The organism is Sphingobium sufflavum, from assembly GCF_021403115.1.
Classification (GTDB): Bacteria; Pseudomonadota; Alphaproteobacteria; order Sphingomonadales; family Sphingomonadaceae; genus Sphingobium; species Sphingobium sufflavum.
In genome coordinates this window covers 16,948-33,729 of sequence record NZ_JAJSSH010000009.1, presented here as the reverse complement: position 1 = coordinate 33,729, position 16,782 = coordinate 16,948, and the positions used below count along the sequence as shown (strand labels likewise).

15 protein-coding genes are annotated in these 16,782 nt (G+C 65.4%); 9 read left to right on the top strand and 6 right to left on the bottom strand.

The genetic code is table 11. The annotated features are described in order from the left end of the window. Window positions 1–113: 113 nt before the first annotated feature. Entirely contained in the window at window positions 114–680 is a 567-nt protein-coding gene (locus LWE61_RS13585; protein ID WP_234150963.1) for an HNH endonuclease, read from the top strand. A 149-nt stretch (window positions 681–829) separates the two neighbouring features. Here the strand turns inward: LWE61_RS13585 and LWE61_RS13580 are convergent, their stop codons facing one another. After that, window positions 830–2,146, bottom strand: coding sequence for a hemolysin family protein (locus LWE61_RS13580; protein ID WP_234150960.1), 1,317 nt, complete (start codon window positions 2,144–2,146; stop codon window positions 830–832). Between the two features lie 212 nt (window positions 2,147–2,358). On the opposite strand from LWE61_RS13580, the gene LWE61_RS13575 reads away from it, so the two are divergent. After that, window positions 2,359–3,048, top strand: coding sequence for an OmpA family protein (locus LWE61_RS13575; RefSeq protein WP_234150958.1), 690 nt, complete (start codon window positions 2,359–2,361; stop codon window positions 3,046–3,048). Window positions 3,049–3,338: 290 nt separating this feature from the next. Further along, complete coding sequence (gene chrA / locus LWE61_RS13570; protein WP_234150956.1) at window positions 3,339–4,652, top strand: chromate efflux transporter; 1,314 nt, start codon at window positions 3,339–3,341, stop codon at window positions 4,650–4,652. Between the two features lie 279 nt (window positions 4,653–4,931). Here the strand turns inward: chrA and LWE61_RS13565 are convergent, their stop codons facing one another. Beyond that, window positions 4,932–5,918, bottom strand: coding sequence for a 50S ribosomal protein L11 methyltransferase (locus LWE61_RS13565; protein ID WP_234150944.1), 987 nt, complete (start codon window positions 5,916–5,918; stop codon window positions 4,932–4,934). Window positions 5,919–6,118: 200 nt separating this feature from the next. Then, window positions 6,119–7,429, bottom strand: coding sequence for a methyl-accepting chemotaxis protein (locus tag LWE61_RS20800; RefSeq protein WP_234150941.1), 1,311 nt, complete (start codon window positions 7,427–7,429; stop codon window positions 6,119–6,121). Between the two features lie 236 nt (window positions 7,430–7,665). Between LWE61_RS20800 and sdhC the strand changes: the two genes are divergently transcribed. The 4 genes from sdhC to LWE61_RS13540 all read left to right on the top strand — a co-directional run bounded on the left by sdhC (window position 7,666) and on the right by LWE61_RS13540 (window position 11,858). Further along, window positions 7,666–8,061 (top strand): succinate dehydrogenase, cytochrome b556 subunit, encoded by a 396-nt coding sequence (sdhC, locus tag LWE61_RS13555; protein WP_234150938.1) that lies wholly within the window; start codon window positions 7,666–7,668, stop codon window positions 8,059–8,061. Continuing rightward, the gene (gene sdhD / locus LWE61_RS13550) at window positions 8,061–8,450 is read left to right on the top strand and encodes a succinate dehydrogenase, hydrophobic membrane anchor protein (RefSeq protein ID WP_234150935.1); all 390 of its coding nucleotides are present in this window, start codon (window positions 8,061–8,063) and stop codon (window positions 8,448–8,450) included. The genes sdhC and sdhD overlap by 1 nt, the downstream gene beginning before the upstream one ends. Continuing rightward, a complete protein-coding gene (gene sdhA / locus LWE61_RS13545) occupies window positions 8,450–10,252 on the top strand; it encodes a succinate dehydrogenase flavoprotein subunit (RefSeq protein ID WP_234150911.1) in 1,803 nt (600 codons plus the stop codon). The genes sdhD and sdhA overlap by 1 nt, the downstream gene beginning before the upstream one ends. Window positions 10,253–11,414: 1,162 nt before the next feature. Then, complete coding sequence (locus LWE61_RS13540; RefSeq protein WP_234150908.1) at window positions 11,415–11,858, top strand: hypothetical protein; 444 nt, start codon at window positions 11,415–11,417, stop codon at window positions 11,856–11,858. Between the two features lie 180 nt (window positions 11,859–12,038). Here the strand turns inward: LWE61_RS13540 and LWE61_RS13535 are convergent, their stop codons facing one another. Beyond that, on the bottom strand, window positions 12,039–13,148 hold the full coding sequence (locus LWE61_RS13535) for a Rieske 2Fe-2S domain-containing protein (RefSeq protein WP_234150905.1): 1,110 nt from the start codon (window positions 13,146–13,148) through the stop codon (window positions 12,039–12,041). Here LWE61_RS13535 and LWE61_RS13530 point away from each other — a divergent pair. Next, complete coding sequence (locus LWE61_RS13530) at window positions 13,131–13,295, top strand: hypothetical protein (protein WP_234150893.1); 165 nt, start codon at window positions 13,131–13,133, stop codon at window positions 13,293–13,295. The two genes, LWE61_RS13535 and LWE61_RS13530, sit on opposite strands and share 18 nt — an antisense overlap. Before the next feature lie 178 nt (window positions 13,296–13,473). Continuing rightward, window positions 13,474–14,814 (top strand): amidohydrolase, encoded by a 1,341-nt coding sequence (locus LWE61_RS13525; protein WP_234150889.1) that lies wholly within the window; start codon window positions 13,474–13,476, stop codon window positions 14,812–14,814. A gap of 20 nt (window positions 14,815–14,834) precedes the next feature. On the opposite strand, the gene LWE61_RS13520 is transcribed toward LWE61_RS13525, so the two are convergent. Together LWE61_RS13520 and LWE61_RS13515 are read right to left on the bottom strand one after the other, a co-directional pair. Continuing rightward, the gene (locus tag LWE61_RS13520) at window positions 14,835–15,266 is read right to left on the bottom strand and encodes a hypothetical protein (protein ID WP_234150887.1); all 432 of its coding nucleotides are present in this window, start codon (window positions 15,264–15,266) and stop codon (window positions 14,835–14,837) included. Window positions 15,267–15,319: 53 nt separating this feature from the next. Beyond that, a complete protein-coding gene (locus tag LWE61_RS13515) occupies window positions 15,320–16,780 on the bottom strand; it encodes a sigma-54-dependent transcriptional regulator (RefSeq protein ID WP_234150884.1) in 1,461 nt (486 codons plus the stop codon). Window positions 16,781–16,782 lie beyond the last annotated feature (2 nt).

The window sequence follows — 16,782 nt, the reverse complement described above, 5'->3', positions numbered from 1 at the left end:
GGGAGGGGTTGACGCAGGGTCTCGGCTGATGTGTCATGCCCCTGTCACGTCACTGGGCCACGATCCGTGCAGCAGGATCACGGCCACAGGCTGTTGAGGGGGTTGCTTCACGCATGTACCATCCCGAACGAATACGACACCCGGATAATTGCCCGTCCCTGGTCTTGAATGCGGATTATACCCCGCTCAGCTATTATCCCCTCAGTCTCTGGCCCTGGCAGACCGCGATCAAGGCGGTGTTCCTCGACCGGGTGGATATTGTCTCCAGCTATGACCGCGAAGTCCATTCGCCCAGCTTCAACATGCGGATACCCTCCGTCATCGCGCTGCGCCAATATGTGCGGCCGTCGGAGCACCCGGCCTTCACCCGTTTCAACCTGTTCCTGCGCGACCGTTTTACCTGCCAATATTGCGGGACGGGCAGCGACCTGACCTTCGACCATGTGGTGCCGCGCCGCGCGGGCGGGCGCACGACCTGGGAGAATGTCGCAACCGCCTGCGCGCCCTGCAACCTGCGCAAGGGCGGACGCACCCCGCGCGAGGCGGGCATGAAGCTGCATGAGGAACCCATCCGCCCCACGACATGGCAGTTGCAGGACCATGGCCGCGCCTTTCCGCCCAACTATCTGCACGATAGCTGGCGGGACTGGCTCTATTGGGATGTCGAATTGCTGGCGTGAAGGCTCGTCGACATACACCCTCTCGTCATCCCGGACCTGATCCGGGGTCCAGCGTCCTCATCAGGCACAGCGGGCAAGGCAAAAGCGGAACCCCGGATCAGGTCCGGGATGACGGGGGGCAACGGCCATAAGCCCCGCCTTCCTGCCCCCTATTCCCCGACCCGCGTCACCAGCAGCTTGTCGATCTTCCGCCCGTCCAGATCGGCGATCTCGAAGCGCCAGCCCTGCTCCTCGAAATATTCGCCAACCTGCGGCAGGTGCTTGAACGCCCAGAGGCAGAATCCCGCCACCGTCGCATAGTCGCGCTCGTCCGGCAGGCTGACGTCGAGCCGGTCGGCCAGATTGTCCATCGGCATCTGGCCGGAGATCAGGAAGGAGCCATCCTCCCGCTCGACCAGCATCGGCTCGTCATACAGGTCGAGGTCGGACGCGAACTCGCCCGCGATGGCGGACAACAGGTCGGCGGGGGTCACGATGCCCTCAAAATGCCCATATTCGTCATGCACCATCACCATGGGCACGTCCGCTTTTCGCAGCGTTTCCAGCGCGTCCATCGCGTCGACCTGATCGGGCACGATGGCGACCGGGCGGATGAGCGCGCGCAGGTCCAGATGTTCGCCGCGCAGCAGGGTGGTCATCACGTCACGCGCCTGCACGATGCCGATGATCGCCTCCACATGGCCCTCCGCCACCGGCAAACGGGTGTGCGGCGTGGCGAGCAGCGCGTCGCGGATCACATCCGCGTCCGCATCCACGTCGATCCAGTCGACATCGGTGCGCGGCGTCATCACATTGCGCACCGGCTGGTCGGCCAGCCGTACCACGCCGGAGATGATGGCCCGCTCGCTCTCCTCGATCACGCCGGACTTGCTGGCCTCCGCGACGATCAGGTGCAACTCTTCCGCCGTCACATGCTCCTGCGATTCGCGCTTGAGGCCGATGAGGCGAAAGATCGCGCTGCTTGACGCATCGAGCAGCCAGACGAGCGGCGACGTGACCTTCGCCAGCAGGATCATCGGCGCCGCGGCAAGGGCGGCGACCGGCTCCGGGTTGCGCAGCGCGATCTGTTTCGGCACCAGTTCGCCGATGATGAGCGAGACATAGGTGGTCGCGACGATGGCGAGGGTGAAGCCGATGGTGTGCGCCGTATCCGCCGAGACACCCAGCACCGCGATATAGGCGGCCAGCGGCGTGCCCAGCGCCTCGCCCGAATAGGCGCCCGCCAGAATGCCGATGCCGGTGATGCCGATCTGGACGGACGACAGGAAGCGGCCGGGGTCTTCCTGCAATTTCAGTACGGCCGCCGCGCCCTTCTTGCCCGCATTGACCATCGCCTGAAGGCGCGGCTTGCGCGCGGAGACGATCGCCAGCTCCGACATGGCGAAGACGCCATTGAGCACCACGAGCGCGAGGATGATCGCGACATCGGCGATGGGGAAAGGGGGCAGGGATGCTGGGGGTGACATGATGGCCGAACCCCTATTGCCGTCAATTTCGGTCCACGACAAGGGCGTTGACCGGAAAAGCCGCCGATGGGTGCGTCAGCCCCTGTTCAGTTCACATGCGGAACAAGGGCGTTGCGCGGGGCATTATGGGGGGCAGGCTCCGCGCGGCGCGGCCCGTCCCACGGGCTGGCAGGACCATCGGGCCGGACCAGAGAGATTTGAGGGAGACAACAATGACCATCCGCACATTCACCGCCGCCGCGTCGCTGGCCATGCTGCTGGCGACGACCACCGCCTGCACCACCGACCCGGTGACGGGCGAGCGCAAGGTGTCGAGGGCGGCGATCGGCGGCGGCGTCGGCCTCGTCGGCGGCTATCTGCTGGGCGACATCCTCGGCGGGCGCAACGACCGGACGGAGAAGATCGTGGGCGCGGGCATCGGCGCGCTCGCGGGCGCGGGCATCGGCGCCTATATGGACGCGCAGGAGCGCAAGCTGCGCCAGCAGACGGCGGGCAGCGGCGTGGAGGTGGTGCGCGACGGCGACAATCTCCTCCTGCGTATGCCGTCGGGCATCACCTTCGCCTATAATGACGCGACGGTGCAGCCGCAGTTCCAGCCGGTTCTGAACGACGTGGCGCAGGTGCTGTCCGAATATCCCAAAACCTATATCGACGTGATGGGCCACACCGATTCGGACGGCAGCGAGGCGTATAACCAGACCCTGTCGGAGCGGCGCGCGGGCGCGGTGTCCAGCTATCTGGGCAGCCATGGCGTGCAGACCGCGCGGCTGGCGACACGCGGCTATGGCGAGATGCAGCCGATCGCCAGCAACGAGACGCCCGACGGCAAGGCGGCGAACCGCCGGGTCGAGATCAAGCTGGTGCCGGTGACGGAGGCCGATCTGGCGGCGTCGCGCCGCTAGGAGGTTGCCGGGTCAGCCGACGGGATCATCGGCTGACCCGGACAATGCGGAAAGCCCTGGGACGGACGTAGCCGGGCCGACGTAATCGCATCGGACCCTGCTCCACGACTGATAAACCCCATGGCTGGCGCGCGGGCGATGGGTTCGCGCGCCATCCCGCTCCGCAGGCCCTTGCCCGGCTCCCCATCCTGTGGCAGCACGCTGGAACCGGGGTCAGGCAACCTCCCGTTCAGGCGTTCCCCGCCCAAGCGTTGCGTCAAGGGGCGGCGCGATGCGCCGTTGGGGAGCCTATGTCTGGACCGACTTTTCAGCAATTGACCCGTGTGTTCGGCCGTATCGGCCTGCTCAGCTTTGGCGGGCCTGCCGGGCAGATCGCCCTGATGCACAAGGAACTGGTCGATGACCGGGCGTGGATCAGCGAGGAGCGTTTTCTTCAGGCGCTGAACTTCTGCCACCTGCTTCCCGGCCCGGAGGCGCAGCAGCTCGCCACCTATATCGGCTGGCGGCTGCATGGCGTGCGGGGCGGGCTGGTCGGCGGCGGGCTGTTCGTCTTGCCGGGCGCGTTGGTGATGCTGGGCCTGTCTATCCTCTATGTACAGGCGGCGCAGCTTGGCTGGTTCGCGGCGCTGTTCCTGGGGATCAAGGCGGCGGTGCTGGCGTTGGTGGCGCAGGCGCTGATCCGCATCGGCAAGCGGGCGCTCAACAGCCCGTTCAAATATCTGCTCTCCGCCCTGTCGTTTATCGCCCTGTTCTTCTTCGACCTGCCGTTTCCGCTGGTCGTCCTCGGCGCGGGCGCGCTGGGCATGGTTGTCGCGGCCTTTGCGCCGCACTGGCTGCGGCTGAAGGTGCAGGCCGCGCCCCCGCCGCCGTCGGAATCGGGCTGGGTGCTGGTCGCCCGGACGGCGGGGACGGTGCTGGCGTGGCTGGCGGTCTGGTCGGTGCCGATGGTGGCGGTGGCCTTGGCCCTCGGCATCCACCATCCACTGTTCGCTATCGGCGCTTTCTTCTCCCGGCTGGGCGTTGTGACTTTTGGCGGGGCTTATGCGGTGCTGGCCTATATGGCGCAGGAGGCGGTGCAGGCGCACCACTGGCTGAACGCGGGCGAGATGGCGGACGGTCTGGGGCTGGCGGAAACGACGCCGGGACCGCTCATCATGGTGACGCAGTTCGTGGGTTTCCTCGGCGCCTACCGTCTGCCCGCGCCCTTCTCCCCGATGGTGGCGGGCGTGCTGGGCGCGGCCATCACGACATGGACGACCTTTGCGCCCAGTTTCCTCGGCATCTTCGCCTGCGCGCCGTGGATCGAGCGGCTGGAACATGCGCGCCGGTTGCAGGGCGGACTGGCGGCGCTGACCGCCGCCGTAGTGGGGGTGATCGCCAATCTGGCGGTCTGGTTCGGCCTGCACGTCCTGTTCCGCAGCGTCGCCATAGTGCGGACCGGGCCGCTGCGTCTCCACGTCCCCGATCCGGGCAGCGTGGACGGTCTGGCGCTCTGCCTCGCCCTGCTGGCGTTCGGCCTGTTGTTCAGGACGCGGATCGGCGTGCCGGGCACATTGGCGATCTGCGGCGCGGCCGCCATCGTGGTGCGATGGGTCTGGGCCTAAAATGAGGTCCGCGTAGAAGCGCGGGACAGGGCAGGGCGGACGGGGCCAGCGGCATCGATCGCCCTCCCGGCTCTGGCGGGCGATCATCCCGCCTGAACCTGTAGGATCGAAATCACCGTTGGCCCTGTTCAGGCGAGTCCCGCGCCTCGTTCGAACAGGACGAATGGGAAGGGGGTACAGCCTCCCAAGGGATCATTGCCGATCAGGTCCGGGGATGAGGGGCGTTCCTCTCCCCAAATCCGAAAAGGGCGAGGCCGATCATCCCGCCCCGCGCCAATGTCACCAGCTCCCGAACCCCGGCGCGACGCTGTCGCCGCTGTCGCCCCACCGTTCGGGGCGGCGATGGCCGTGGCGGTGGCGTTTGCGCAGGTGGAGGGTCGGCCACTGGCCCCGCTGCGTCCGCGCGGCGAGGCGCAGGCCCGCGCGCTGGCAGGCGGCGATCACCGCGTCCGCCTGCTCGTCCAGCAGTCCCGCGAGGACCAGCGATCCGCCCTCCGCCAGATGCGCGGCAAAGGCGGGGGCGAGCGAGATCAGCGGACCCGCCAGGATGTTGGCGATCAGCAGGTCGTAGGGCGCGCGGGCGGCCAGCGCCTCATGGTCCATGCCCGCCGCCTCGACCACCGCCATCTCGCCCGCGCCGCCGCCTTCGCGCAGGCCGTTGAGCGCGATATTCTCCACCGTCACCTCGACGGAGGCGGGGTCGATGTCGGACGCGATGGCATGGGCGCGCGGCCACAGCGCCAGCGCGGCGAACGCCAACAGGCCGGTGCCGGTGCCCACGTCCGCGATATTGCCGAACCGCTGGCCCCGCGCGCGCAGCCGGTCCAGCATCTCCAGGCAGCCATGGGTCGTCTCATGCTGGCCGGTGCCGAACGCGCGGCTGGCCGGGATCAGGAAATTGACATGGCCGGTGGAGGGCGGGTCATCCACCCCATTGCGGACATGGAAGCGACCCGCGGTGATCGGCGGCAGCCCTTCCTGGCTGACCGCGACCCAGTCCTGCGCCACCACCTGCTCCACCTTTGGCGCGGCGGCGCCGGGCAGCAGGTCGCGCACCTGCTTCAGCAGCGCGCGGCCTGGCTTGCCATGGAAATAGACCTGAAGCAGCCAGTCGTCGGGATTGTCGGGCGATGCCTCGACGAAGGAGAAGATGGGCGGCGTGGCGCTGTCGGCGAACAATATCTCCGCCTCCGCGTCGATCCGCTCCGCATCCACCCGCGCGCAGGGCAGGGTGGCCATCCATACGTCATTCTCTGTGTCGCTCATCCCTGCCGTCTAGCGCAGCATGGGGGCGGGGCCAAGCGGAGGCTTGCTCTGGGCGGGGAGAGGGCAGGGCGCGCGCCGACAGCCGCGCCTCCCACATGCAAAGGTCGATATTCCCGCAAGGACGAACGGATACGGATGACGCGCGGCTACTATAACCGGAAAATCAGGGCGTCGTCAGGCGCATCGCCCGACGTAGCCCGTCACCCCACCTTGCGGCTGAACTGGTCCGAGGCCTCGCGCAGGGCGGCCAGCGTGCCCGCCACGTCCGCGAAGCCGCTTTCCAGCGTGTCGATCTCCGACGCGACGATTTCCGTGTCCTGACGGATGGCGGAGATGTTGCTGGACATGGAGTCGGCGGCCAGAGCGGTTTCGTCCACGGCGGCGGTAATCATGGTCACGGTCTGCGCCTGTGCGTCCATCGCGCTGCGGATGCGCAGGCCCATGGTCTGCACTTCCTCCACCGTCTCGCGGATGCGCTCGTTGGTCTCGACCGACTGGCGGGTGGACGACTGGATGGCCGCGATCTTGCCCGCAATGTCGTCGATGGCGCGGGCGGTCTGGTTGGCGAGGCTTTTCACCTCCTGCGCCACCACCGCAAAGCCGCGTCCCGCATCGCCCGCGCGCGCCGCCTCGATGGTGGCGTTCAGGGCGAGGAGGTTGGTCTGGCCCGCGATGTCGCGGATCAGGCCCAGGATGGATTCGATGGATTTCGCATGGTCCGACAGGGTGGCGGACATGGCCACGGCCTCGATCGCCTGCGCCGATGCGCGGGCGGCGACTTCGGCCGAACCCTCGACCTCGGTCCGGGCTTCCTCGATCGCGCGGATCAGGCCGGCGGATGTCTGCGCCGCCTCGCGCATGGCGATGGCGGACTGTTCGGCGGCGGCGGCGACTTCGGATGCCTTGTCCAACATGCCGCGCGTCGCGGCGGATGCGCCCCGCGCCTGATCGCGCAGGCGCAGGCCCAGGCCGGACGCCCCGTCGAGATGGTTGAAGATGCTCTGGTCGAACTGGTCGCTCAGCGCGCGGCGCTGGGCTTCCGCCTCGCGCAGGTCGATTTCATGGATGCAGGAATAGACGACTTCCGTCTCCAGCAGGCTGATGAGCCAGTTGGCGCGCAGGATCACATGGGTGTTGGGGTCGTCCAGCGCAAAGCCGTGCTTCTGGATCAGCGTGATGTTGAACGCCAGCGACTGGGCGTTGAGGCAGGACGTCAGCACCCGTACCGGCACCTTCTGCCGGTGCGCGAATTCCACCGATTCGCGGACCATCAGGCGCCATTCCTCGCCGTCCAGCCGGCTGAGCTTGGTCGTCAGATATTTGCGGGCGCTATGGCGCATGTTGGCGATGTTGACGGCGTCCAGCTTGTGCGCCAGCCCGGCGGCCGGGATGTAGGAGTCGACAAAGGCGTCCGCGACGGTGTCGAGATCGTCGCCAATGGCTTCCAGCAGCTTGCGAGCATTGTCGACAAGGGTGCCCGTCTGATCGAACTCCTGGATCCTCACGCTCATCGATACGTCTTCGATCATGGTCCAACCCTTGTTATCGCCGCCCGCGTGCGGAGCTTTGCTACAAACCTCCGTCGGGAATAACCCCGGTTGGTTAACGATGCGTTTTCAATAGCGCATTTTCCGCCGCTATTCTTGCGAGTGATTTGCAGCAAGGCCGGGGCTTGCGGAAGAATTTGCATGGCGGCAGGATTCGGCTAAGGGAGGCGCACTTCTGGATAATTTGGGGGTTGCTCATCATGGCAGGAACAGGGCAGCGCCCGTTATCGCCGCATCTCACCATCTGGCGCTGGGGACCGCATATGACGGTTTCCATTCTTCACCGTATCGCTGGCGATGGCCTGGCGGTCGTGGGGGGCATCGGATTGATCTGGTGGCTTTTCGCCGCCGCAAGCGGGCCGGACGCCTATGCGTCGTTCCAGCATCACGCGACCAGCTGGTATGGCTATGTCGTGCTGATCGGCCTGACCTGGGCCTTTTTCGAGCATCTCTTCTCCGGCCTGCGGCATTTCGTGCTGGATACGGGCGCGGGTTATGAATTGCGCGCCAACCGCCTGTGGGCGCTGGCGATTCCCTTCGCAGCGGTGTTCGTGACCGCCGCGATCTGGGGCTATGTCTTCTGGGGGACGATCTGATGGGCGGCGGAACTCGCGTCGGTCGCGTTCGCGGCCTCGGCTCGGCCAAGACGGGCACGCATCACTGGATCGTGCAGCGGATCACGGCCATCGGCAATCTGGTGCTGGTGCTCTGGCTGATCGCCAGCCTGCTGGTCCTGCCCGGTCTGGATTATGGCGCGGTGACGGGCTGGCTGGCGCAGCCACTGGTCGCGGTGCCCGCCATGCTGATGCTCATCAGCATCTTCTGGCACCTCAAGCTCGGCCTTCAGGTGCTGATCGAGGATTATCTGCATGAGGAAGCGACGAAGCTGTTCGCCCTCCTGCTCCTCAACTTCTACGCGATCGGGGCGCCCGCTCTGGGCATCTTCTCCATCGCCAAGATCGCATTCACGGGGACCGCCGGCTGATGACCCAAGCCTATAAGATCATCGACCACAGCTATGACTGTGTCGTCGTCGGCGCGGGCGGCTCCGGCCTGCGCGCCACCATGGGCGCCGCCGAGGCGGGCCTGCGCACCGCCTGCATCACCAAGCTGTTCCCGACCCGGTCGCACACCGTGGCGGCGCAGGGCGGCATCGCGGCCTCGCTGGGCAACAACTCGCCCGACCACTGGACCTGGCACATGTACGACACCGTCAAGGGGTCGGACTGGCTGGGCGACCAGGACGCCATCGAATATATGGTGCGCGAGGCGCCGGCTGCCGTGTACGAGCTGGAACATGCCGGCGTGCCGTTCAGCCGCAATGCGGAAGGCACCATCTACCAGCGTCCCTTCGGCGGCCATATGCAGAATATGGGCGCTGGCCCGCCGGTGCAGCGCACCTGCGCCGCGGCCGACCGTACCGGCCACGCCATGCTCCACGCGCTCTATCAGCAGAGCCTGAAGTATGACGCGGACTTCTACATCGAATATTTCGCGCTCGACCTCATCATGGAAAATGGCGAGTGCCGGGGCGTCATCGCGCTGTGCATGGACGATGGCTCAATCCATCGTTTCCGTTCGCAGTCGGTGGTTCTCGCGACCGGCGGTTATGGCCGCGCCTATTATTCCGCGACCTCCGCGCACAGCTGCACCGGCGACGGCGGCGGCATGGTGCTGCGTGCGGGCCTGCCGCTTCAGGATCTGGAGTTCGTGCAGTTCCACCCGACCGGCATCTATGGCGCGGGCGTTCTCATCACCGAGGGTGCACGGGGCGAGGGCGGCTATCTGACCAACTCCGAAGGCGAGCGTTTCATGGAACGCTATGCCCCGTCGGCCAAGGATCTGGCGTCGCGCGATGTCGTGTCCCGGTCGATGGCGATGGAAATGCGCGAAGGCCGGGGCGTGGGTCCGAACAAGGACCATATCTTCCTCCACCTCGACCATATCGATCCCAAGGTGCTGGCCGAGCGTCTGCCCGGCATCACCGAGAGCGGCAAGATCTTCGCGGGTGTCGACCTGACCCGCCAGCCGCTGCCGGTTACCCCGACGGTCCATTACAATATGGGCGGCATCCCCTGTAACTATCATGGTCAGGTGATGACGAAGGTCGGCGACGATCCGGAAGTGCCGGTGCCCGGCCTGTTCGCTGTCGGTGAAGCGGCCTGCGTGTCGGTGCATGGCGCCAACCGGCTTGGCTCCAACTCGCTGATCGACCTTGTCGTGTTCGGCCGTGCGACGGGCCTGTACCTCAAGGATACGCTCAAGCCCAACGCCAAGCAGAAGCCGCTGCCCGCCGATTCGGCGGACCTCGCGCTGGCCCGCGTCGACAAGTATCGCCACGCGACGGGCGGCACGCCGACGGCGGAAATCCGCCTCGACATGCAGCACACCATGCAGAAACATGCCGCCGTGTTCCGCGACAGCGCGCTGCTGTCCGAGGGCGTGGCCAAGATGCAGGTCGTCAACAAGCGGCTCCAGGATGTCGGCATCAAGGATCGCTCGATGATCTGGAACACCGATCTGGTGGAGACGCTGGAGCTGGACAACCTCATGAGCCAGGCGATCTGCACGATCACCGGCGCGGAAAACCGCAAGGAATCGCGCGGCGCGCACGCGCACGAGGATTTCCCGAACCGCGATGACGAAAACTGGATGAAGCACACCATCAGCTGGTTCGAAGGCTGGGGCGGCACGGGCGGCAAGGTGACGCTCGATTATCGTCCGGTGCACGACTATACGATGACCGACGAAGCAGAATATGTGAAGCCCAAGGCGCGCGTATATTGATCGCTTTCGGGCATGATGAACAGGGAAAGGGCGGGCCGAAGGGTCCGCCCTTTTTCGTTGGGGCGGTGGGGTGGTTGCCACTTGCGGTCATGACCACGATGCGTGGGGAAGGTTATGGCCGATTTCAGACTGTCCGGTCTCGGGCAGACAGACGGGGATAGCTGCCGGTCCGCTGTCATGCCGCTACACTATGCGAGGGGGTGATAGCTGCCGGTCGGCCCTCGACCATTTGTGGACGTCCATCTGGGATACTGCGACGCTCAATAGCGGACGTTTAACAATCGAGGCAGCAGGCATCGCTGGAACACGAATATCGATAGATAGAAGATGCTTGCGCTGATCGTCGCAAGGGTGATGGCATCGAGAAACGCACCACCCAGCAAGGCGTAGGATGCGATTATCAGAGGAGGTCCGATAATAGAAAATATTAGAGGATGCCGTTCAATCCATGATGCTCGGAACCAGATCAAGATCGATAACGCGATTATCCACGGCACAGAAAGCAGGCCACCTAGGAAAATCCCAAGAAAACTACCTGTTATGACGTTGAACCCTGCGGTCGTCCCTATCGTGCCATAAGACCCCGTCACTGAAAGCCCGAAAATATGGGCCGCAGCAACTCTCCCAAAAACTCTGAGGCGGTCGGTAGCTCCATCCATGCCCTGTTTGTGACGGGGTATCGGATCAAGAGCAATACATCTTGCTGTGGCCATCTTTCCGTTGAAAAGAAATGTCAGCTACTACGGGAAGTGCGCCCGGCAGCGGCCAGTCTCCTCCCCACGCTTCGTTACCACCGGGCTATAATCAGGCTCATCATGAAGTAGGCAAAAACTGCGAAGATCGCGTTTGGCCAGCCCACCACGGACAGAACCCACGCAACCATAGCGAACAGTGCTACGAGAGCAGCAGCCTTTGGGAGTGTCAGCCTCATTTGCTACGTCTTATATGGTCCCGCCTCCCACCGAAAGCTGACAGTCTCAAATCCACCCCTTTGCGCCACTCCGACCGCTGATATGGCGAGACTGCGGAGCGGACCGGCAGCATCGGGGCAATGGGACGAGCCTACCTTTCGCCCCAGCGGCTCGAAGGGGTGGGAAGCGGAACGTCCGGTTTGAAGCGAGCGCGAATGGAAAGCCGACTAAAAATCTGGCATTGTCTAAGCATGAAGCACGACCAGCTATGTGCCATAGGGCATAATCTCGCAGATTCGATGGCTAGCGGCTTAGGGTTTGTGATCGGCTACCATTCGATGGATGTGTTCGGTGAAGCTGCATCATCTCCAGATGGTTTCATTGAAGTCGATTTCTTGAACGGCCGCATTGCACAAGGGACGGCCTCCGATAGCCTTGAAGCCGCCGCTGCTCGTTTCGGAGAGGTGTTTCCAGAATTTTGTCGGAAGAACGGGGCAGAGGCGACGGACTTCAAGGCTCTGTCGGTGATCTTTGACGCTACTGCCCTCGATCGACGGGTACTTCTTCTGGTGACCGACCGAAACGGCGATAGCTCAACGACAGAATATACGGGCATTCCGCTAAAGCGTCTCAGGGTCTTGGATAGCCTCGGGCGTATCCGGCGGACACCGAGGCAGGTTGGTTTAACAGACTAACAACAGTCCGCTACCGGGCAGTCATTAGCGTCGATGAAATGGCAACAAATGGTCGGCGGCCGACCGGCAGCTTTCCCGTCTCCTCCTGTCCGACAGATATATGAACGGACGGCAGCTTTCGGGAAAAGAAAATCTGTCCTCGAACGGCGAGAAGTGGCGCAAACCGGCCCACCAAGCCCCTTAAATCTCCACCCGCAGCTTATCCCCGCTCACCGGTCGCGCGTCCGGCTCTGGCAACACCGCCGCACCACCCGTTCCCCCTGCGAACAGGGCGGCTTCCTCGCGCCGCTTGCGCCGGGTCACGCGGCGGGCGGCGACGCCGGCGGCGTCCGCCTTCAGGATGATCGGCTTGGCGTCCAGAAAGTCGGTTTCCGTGCCCAGATAGGCCTGTTGCGCCTCGCACATCGGGCCGTCCTCCGTCTCGAACAGCAGCTTCATCCGTTCCTCGGTGACGCGGGTGCGCGGTTCGTTGTGGATGTCGTTGGTGCGGCCCGACGCCCAGAAATAATGGGTCGTGCTCTCCGTCTCCGGCGTGAACAGATGGGCGGAGGGGGAGCGCAGCCCGTCCTGCGCGCTGGTCCCCTGCTGCCAATAGGCGGTGTCGACCAGGATGTTGGCGGGCGGGTTCCAGCGGCTGTGACCCTGTCCGTCGACGATGGGGAAGGGCAGTTCCATCATCTTTTGCTTGGCGGGGTTCAGCGGGTAATTGTTCCGCCACAGCATCGACCAGACGGTGTCGCCCTCCACCTTCAGCTTGTTGTCGAACTGGGAGAAATGGACCTCGTCATGGACGCCGCTGTGCAGATAATGGACATGGCTGAGGTCGAGCAGATTGTCGGTCAGCAGTTCGTAATTCGCCTTGATATGGGAATAGCCGCGCGCGACCGCATAATGCTCCGTGTCCGACAGGAAGTCGAAGGCGGGGATCAGCGCGGGATCGGCGGTTTCGGGCGCGCCCATCCACAGCCAGACGATATTGTACCGCTCTTCCACGGCATAGGCCTTGACGCAGATGCGCGCCTGCTGCTGCGGGTCGTTGGGGGCGGAGGCGCAGGCGCCCGTCGTGTCGAAGGCCAGACCGTGATAGCCGCATTGCAGCGTGTCGCCGACGCGCTTGCCCATCGACAGCGGCACGAAGCGATGGGGGCATCGGTCCTGCAAGGCGGCCACCGCGCCGCTTTCCGTCCGGTACATCACGATCGGTTCGTTGCAGATGGTGCGGCTGACCAGCCCCTCGGCCAGTTCGTGGACATGGGCGGCGACGTACCAGGCATGTTTCAGAAACGTCACGACATTCTCTCCATCATCGTCTGGCCCGGCGTGGACACCGGTGGCTTTCCGGGGTGCGGATCGCCTGTGCCGCGCCTGCGCTCCTGCCATGCGCGCGGGGGCGGTGGCGGGGTGGCGGGCGAGGCCGGCGGGCGCTCCGGCCCATGAGTCGCCTCTTGCTATATTTCAATTCCTTTTAAAGAACAACAATTCTGTATTTAGAACTTATGACTTGTGCGAAAAACACCCTTCCGGTTGGTCATGTTGAAACCGGCTCCGCTCCGCCATCGCTCTGGCGCGGGCCGAAATTCCCCCTATGCTCGACCCCTCGACGGGAGGTAGGGCGATGCGGTTGATGGTGGGGACGATGGCAGTGGCGGCGGTGATCGCGATGGCAGCCGGTGCGGCGCCCGCAGCGGGGCCGGCGGGCGCACAAGCCGACGCCCGCATCGCGGCGGAGATGCCCGCGCTGATGATCCTCTACCGCGACCTCCATGCCCATCCCGAACTCAGCCTCCAGGAAAAGGCGACGGCGGCGAAGCTGGCCGCGCTGGTCAGGCCGCTGGGCTTCACGGTGACGGAGGGTGTCGGCGGCACCGGCGTCGTGGCGGTGCTGAAGAATGGCGCTGGTCCGGTGCTGCTGGTCCGGGCGGACATGGACGGTCTGCCGGTGGTGGAGAAGACGGGGCTGCCCTTCGCCTCCACGGTCCGCGCGACGACCCGCGACGGGGTGGAGAGCGGCGTCATGCATGCCTGCGGCCACGACACGCATATGGCCGCATGGATCGGCGCGGCGCGGGCGCTGGCGGCGATGAAGGACCAATGGTCGGGCACGCTGGTCATGATCCTGCAACCGGCGGAGGAGATTGGGGGGGGCGCGCGGGCGATGATCGCGGACGGGCTGTTCACCCGTTTTCCGAAACCCACCCATGCCATCGCCTTTCATGACGCCGCCAATCTGGAGGCGGGACGGATCGGCTATACCCCCGGCTTCGCGCTGGCCAATGTCGACAGCGTGGATCTGACCGTGCGTGGGGTCGGCGGGCATGGCGCCTATCCGCAGACGGTTAAGGATCCCATCGTGCTGGCCAGCCGCATCGTCACCACGCTCCAGACGCTGGTGAGCCGGGAGCAGGAGCCGCAGGATCCGGCAGTGGTCACGGTGGGCAGCTTCATCGGCGGAGCCAAGCATAATATCGTGCCGGACGAGGCGAAGCTGCTCATCACGGTGCGCAGCTATTCCGATGCGACACGCCAGCGCCTGCTCGACGGGATCGCCCGCATCGCGAAGGGGGAGGCGATCGCGGCCGGCGTGCCGGAGGATCGCATGCCTCTTATGACCGTGCAGGACGGTTATACGGCGGCAACCTTCAACACGCCCGATCTGGCGGAGGAGATAGGCGGCGTCTTCCGCAGCCATTTCGGGGATGTGCGGGTCGAGCGGGCGCAGGCGTCGATGGGCGGCGAGGATTTCGGCCAATATGTCCGGGCGGACAAGTCGATCCGCAGCCTGATCTTCTGGGTCGGTGGCGTGCCGGCTGCCAGGATGGCGGCGGCACGGGATGGTAAGGCGACGCTGCCCTCATTGCACAGCGCCTATTGGGCGCCGGATGCCGAGGCGGTGGTGGGAACGGGCGCGCGGGCGCTGACTGTCGCGGCGCTGGAGATATTGAAGAAGAACCCCTGAGGCTGTGTCACGTCGCTAACCTAGAAGCGTTCGGGAGTGCTGCTCCGCCTGGGGTTGGGCGTGAATTCTGCGGCGGCGGCCTGTGGGGTCCCTGACGGTGCAGGCGCAAGGGCCGGGATGGGAGAGAGGGACGGCGCGGGCGGCGGGCTATCCGACCCCGTGCCGACGGAGGCGCTGACCGGGGCGTTGGCGCTGGCGAATGCATTGGGGTCGAGGGTTGGGGCGGGGTCGAGCGGCCCGGACGGGGCGGCTTGCGTCCCCGGCTGCTTGATCGGACTATATTGTATCGGCTCCGGGCCGGGTGCGGGAATTTCCGTCGCATTGCCGACCAGTGCGGCCACATGCTCCGGCGTGGACGCGGATGTCGCTGCCGGGGGCTGGGTGAAATTGGATGCGAACTCGGTGATGAGCGGTGCGAGGACAATCGTGGCCAGCGCGATCTTCTTGTACATAACCATCAAAGATACCTCTGGATCATCCGCATGGGTGTCCGGTGCGGCCGGTCTCAGGCCGCGGTGTCGATGCCCAGTTCGGCAAGCTTGCGATACAGGGTCGAGCGACCGATGCCGAGGCGCCGGGCGACTTCCGTCATGCGCCCGCGATAATGGGTGATGGCGAGCCGGATGACGTCAGCCTCTATGTCCGCCAGCGCGCGCAGATGGCCGTTCGGTTCATAGAGGGGAACGGCCGCCTCCCGATCCTGCCCATGGCCCATGCGCAATGCCTCGATCGGCGTGACGGAGGATCGGGTGGCGGTACCGGTCGCGCCCTCCGCCAGATGCGCGGCGATCTGCGGAAAGTCGGTGGGTGTCAGCGCGTCGCCCTCGCACAGCACGGCGGCGCGGAAGAGGGTGTTCTGGAGCTGGCGGACATTGCCCGGCCAGTCGTGCCGGGTCAGCAGGGCGATAGCGTCGGCGGTGATGCCGATGTCGCGCAGGCCCGGCTGTGTCGCGATGCGGGCGAGCAGGTGCCGCGCCAGTGCGGCGATGTCCCCGATCCGCTCGCGCAGTGGCGGCACCACGATCTGGACGGTGTTGAGGCGATAATAGAGATCCTCGCGGAAGCGGCCGGCTTCTACTTCGCCCAGCAGCGGTTTGTTGGCGGCGGTTACGACGCGCACATCGACATGCACCGGATGACGTGCGCCGAGTGGCAGGATTTCATGATCCTTGACCAGCCGCAGCAACTTGACCTGCGCGTCGAGCGACAGTTCGCTGACTTCATCCAGAAAGATGGTGCCACCATGCGCTGTGGCCAGACGGCCGACATGCCGGTCGAACGCGCCGGTGAAGGCACCTCGTTCATGGCCGAACAATTCGGAGTCCAGCAGCTTTTCGGGGATCGCGCGGCAGTTGATCGCGGCCATCGGCGCTGCGGCGCGGGCGGAGGCTGCGTGGATGGCATGGGCGATAACATCCTTGCCCACGCCGCTTTCGCCCTCGATCAGGATGGGCACGCCGGAACGGGCGGCCTGTGCGGCGATGGACAGTGCGCTGCGAAAGGCGGTTGAGGAGCCGATGATGGAGTTGAAGTCCAGCGGGGCCTGAATCTTGGTGGTCAGGCGGCGCAGTTCGCCCGCGTCCTTCTTGCTCGCCGCTGTCGCCAGCGCATGAGCCAGCCGTTCCGGCGTCACCGGCTTGATAAGAAAATCGCTGGCGCCGGCCCGCATCGCTTCCACGGCGGCGCGGGCATTGTCGTTCGCGGTCAGGATCAGGATGGGCAGGTTGGGACGGCGCACGGCGATGGTGCGGACCAGTTCCGCCATCTCTAGCCCCGGCGTCCAGTCGTCGATCAGCACGGCGGCGACGCGCATGCCGTCGCGTGTGCCAAGCGTCTGGATCGCACGGTCGCCATCACCGATGCTGAGCGTGCGCCAACCGGCGCGCGCGGCAAGAGCAGTGGTCAGGCGGCGCTGGGCCGGTTCGTCGTCGACGAGAAGAAGAAGAGGCTGTTCGGCGTCTGTCATGT

What these genes read in the sequence shown, in the direction of transcription:
- LWE61_RS20800 (WP_234150941.1), bottom strand. Translation starts at nt 7,429, where the DNA reads ATGAGCGTGAGGATCCAGGAGTTCGATCAGACGGGCACCCTTGTCGAC.
- LWE61_RS13530 (WP_234150893.1), top strand. Translation starts at nt 13,131, where the DNA reads ATGTTTCAGAAACGTCACGACATTCTCTCCATCATCGTCTGGCCCGGC.
- chrA (WP_234150956.1), top strand. Translation starts at nt 3,339, where the DNA reads ATGTCTGGACCGACTTTTCAGCAATTGACCCGTGTGTTCGGCCGTATC.
- LWE61_RS13565 (WP_234150944.1), bottom strand. Translation starts at nt 5,918, where the DNA reads ATGAGCGACACAGAGAATGACGTATGGATGGCCACCCTGCCCTGCGCG.
- LWE61_RS13525 (WP_234150889.1), top strand. Translation starts at nt 13,474, where the DNA reads ATGCGGTTGATGGTGGGGACGATGGCAGTGGCGGCGGTGATCGCGATG.
- sdhC (WP_234150938.1), top strand. Translation starts at nt 7,666, where the DNA reads ATGGCAGGAACAGGGCAGCGCCCGTTATCGCCGCATCTCACCATCTGG.
- sdhA (WP_234150911.1), top strand. Translation starts at nt 8,450, where the DNA reads ATGACCCAAGCCTATAAGATCATCGACCACAGCTATGACTGTGTCGTC.
- LWE61_RS13515 (WP_234150884.1), bottom strand. Translation starts at nt 16,780, where the DNA reads ATGACAGACGCCGAACAGCCTCTTCTTCTTCTCGTCGACGACGAACCG.
- LWE61_RS13580 (WP_234150960.1), bottom strand. Translation starts at nt 2,146, where the DNA reads ATGTCACCCCCAGCATCCCTGCCCCCTTTCCCCATCGCCGATGTCGCG.
- sdhD (WP_234150935.1), top strand. Translation starts at nt 8,061, where the DNA reads ATGGGCGGCGGAACTCGCGTCGGTCGCGTTCGCGGCCTCGGCTCGGCC.
- LWE61_RS13585 (WP_234150963.1), top strand. Translation starts at nt 114, where the DNA reads ATGTACCATCCCGAACGAATACGACACCCGGATAATTGCCCGTCCCTG.
- LWE61_RS13575 (WP_234150958.1), top strand. Translation starts at nt 2,359, where the DNA reads ATGACCATCCGCACATTCACCGCCGCCGCGTCGCTGGCCATGCTGCTG.
- LWE61_RS13540 (WP_234150908.1), top strand. Translation starts at nt 11,415, where the DNA reads ATGAAGCACGACCAGCTATGTGCCATAGGGCATAATCTCGCAGATTCG.
- LWE61_RS13520 (WP_234150887.1), bottom strand. Translation starts at nt 15,266, where the DNA reads ATGTACAAGAAGATCGCGCTGGCCACGATTGTCCTCGCACCGCTCATC.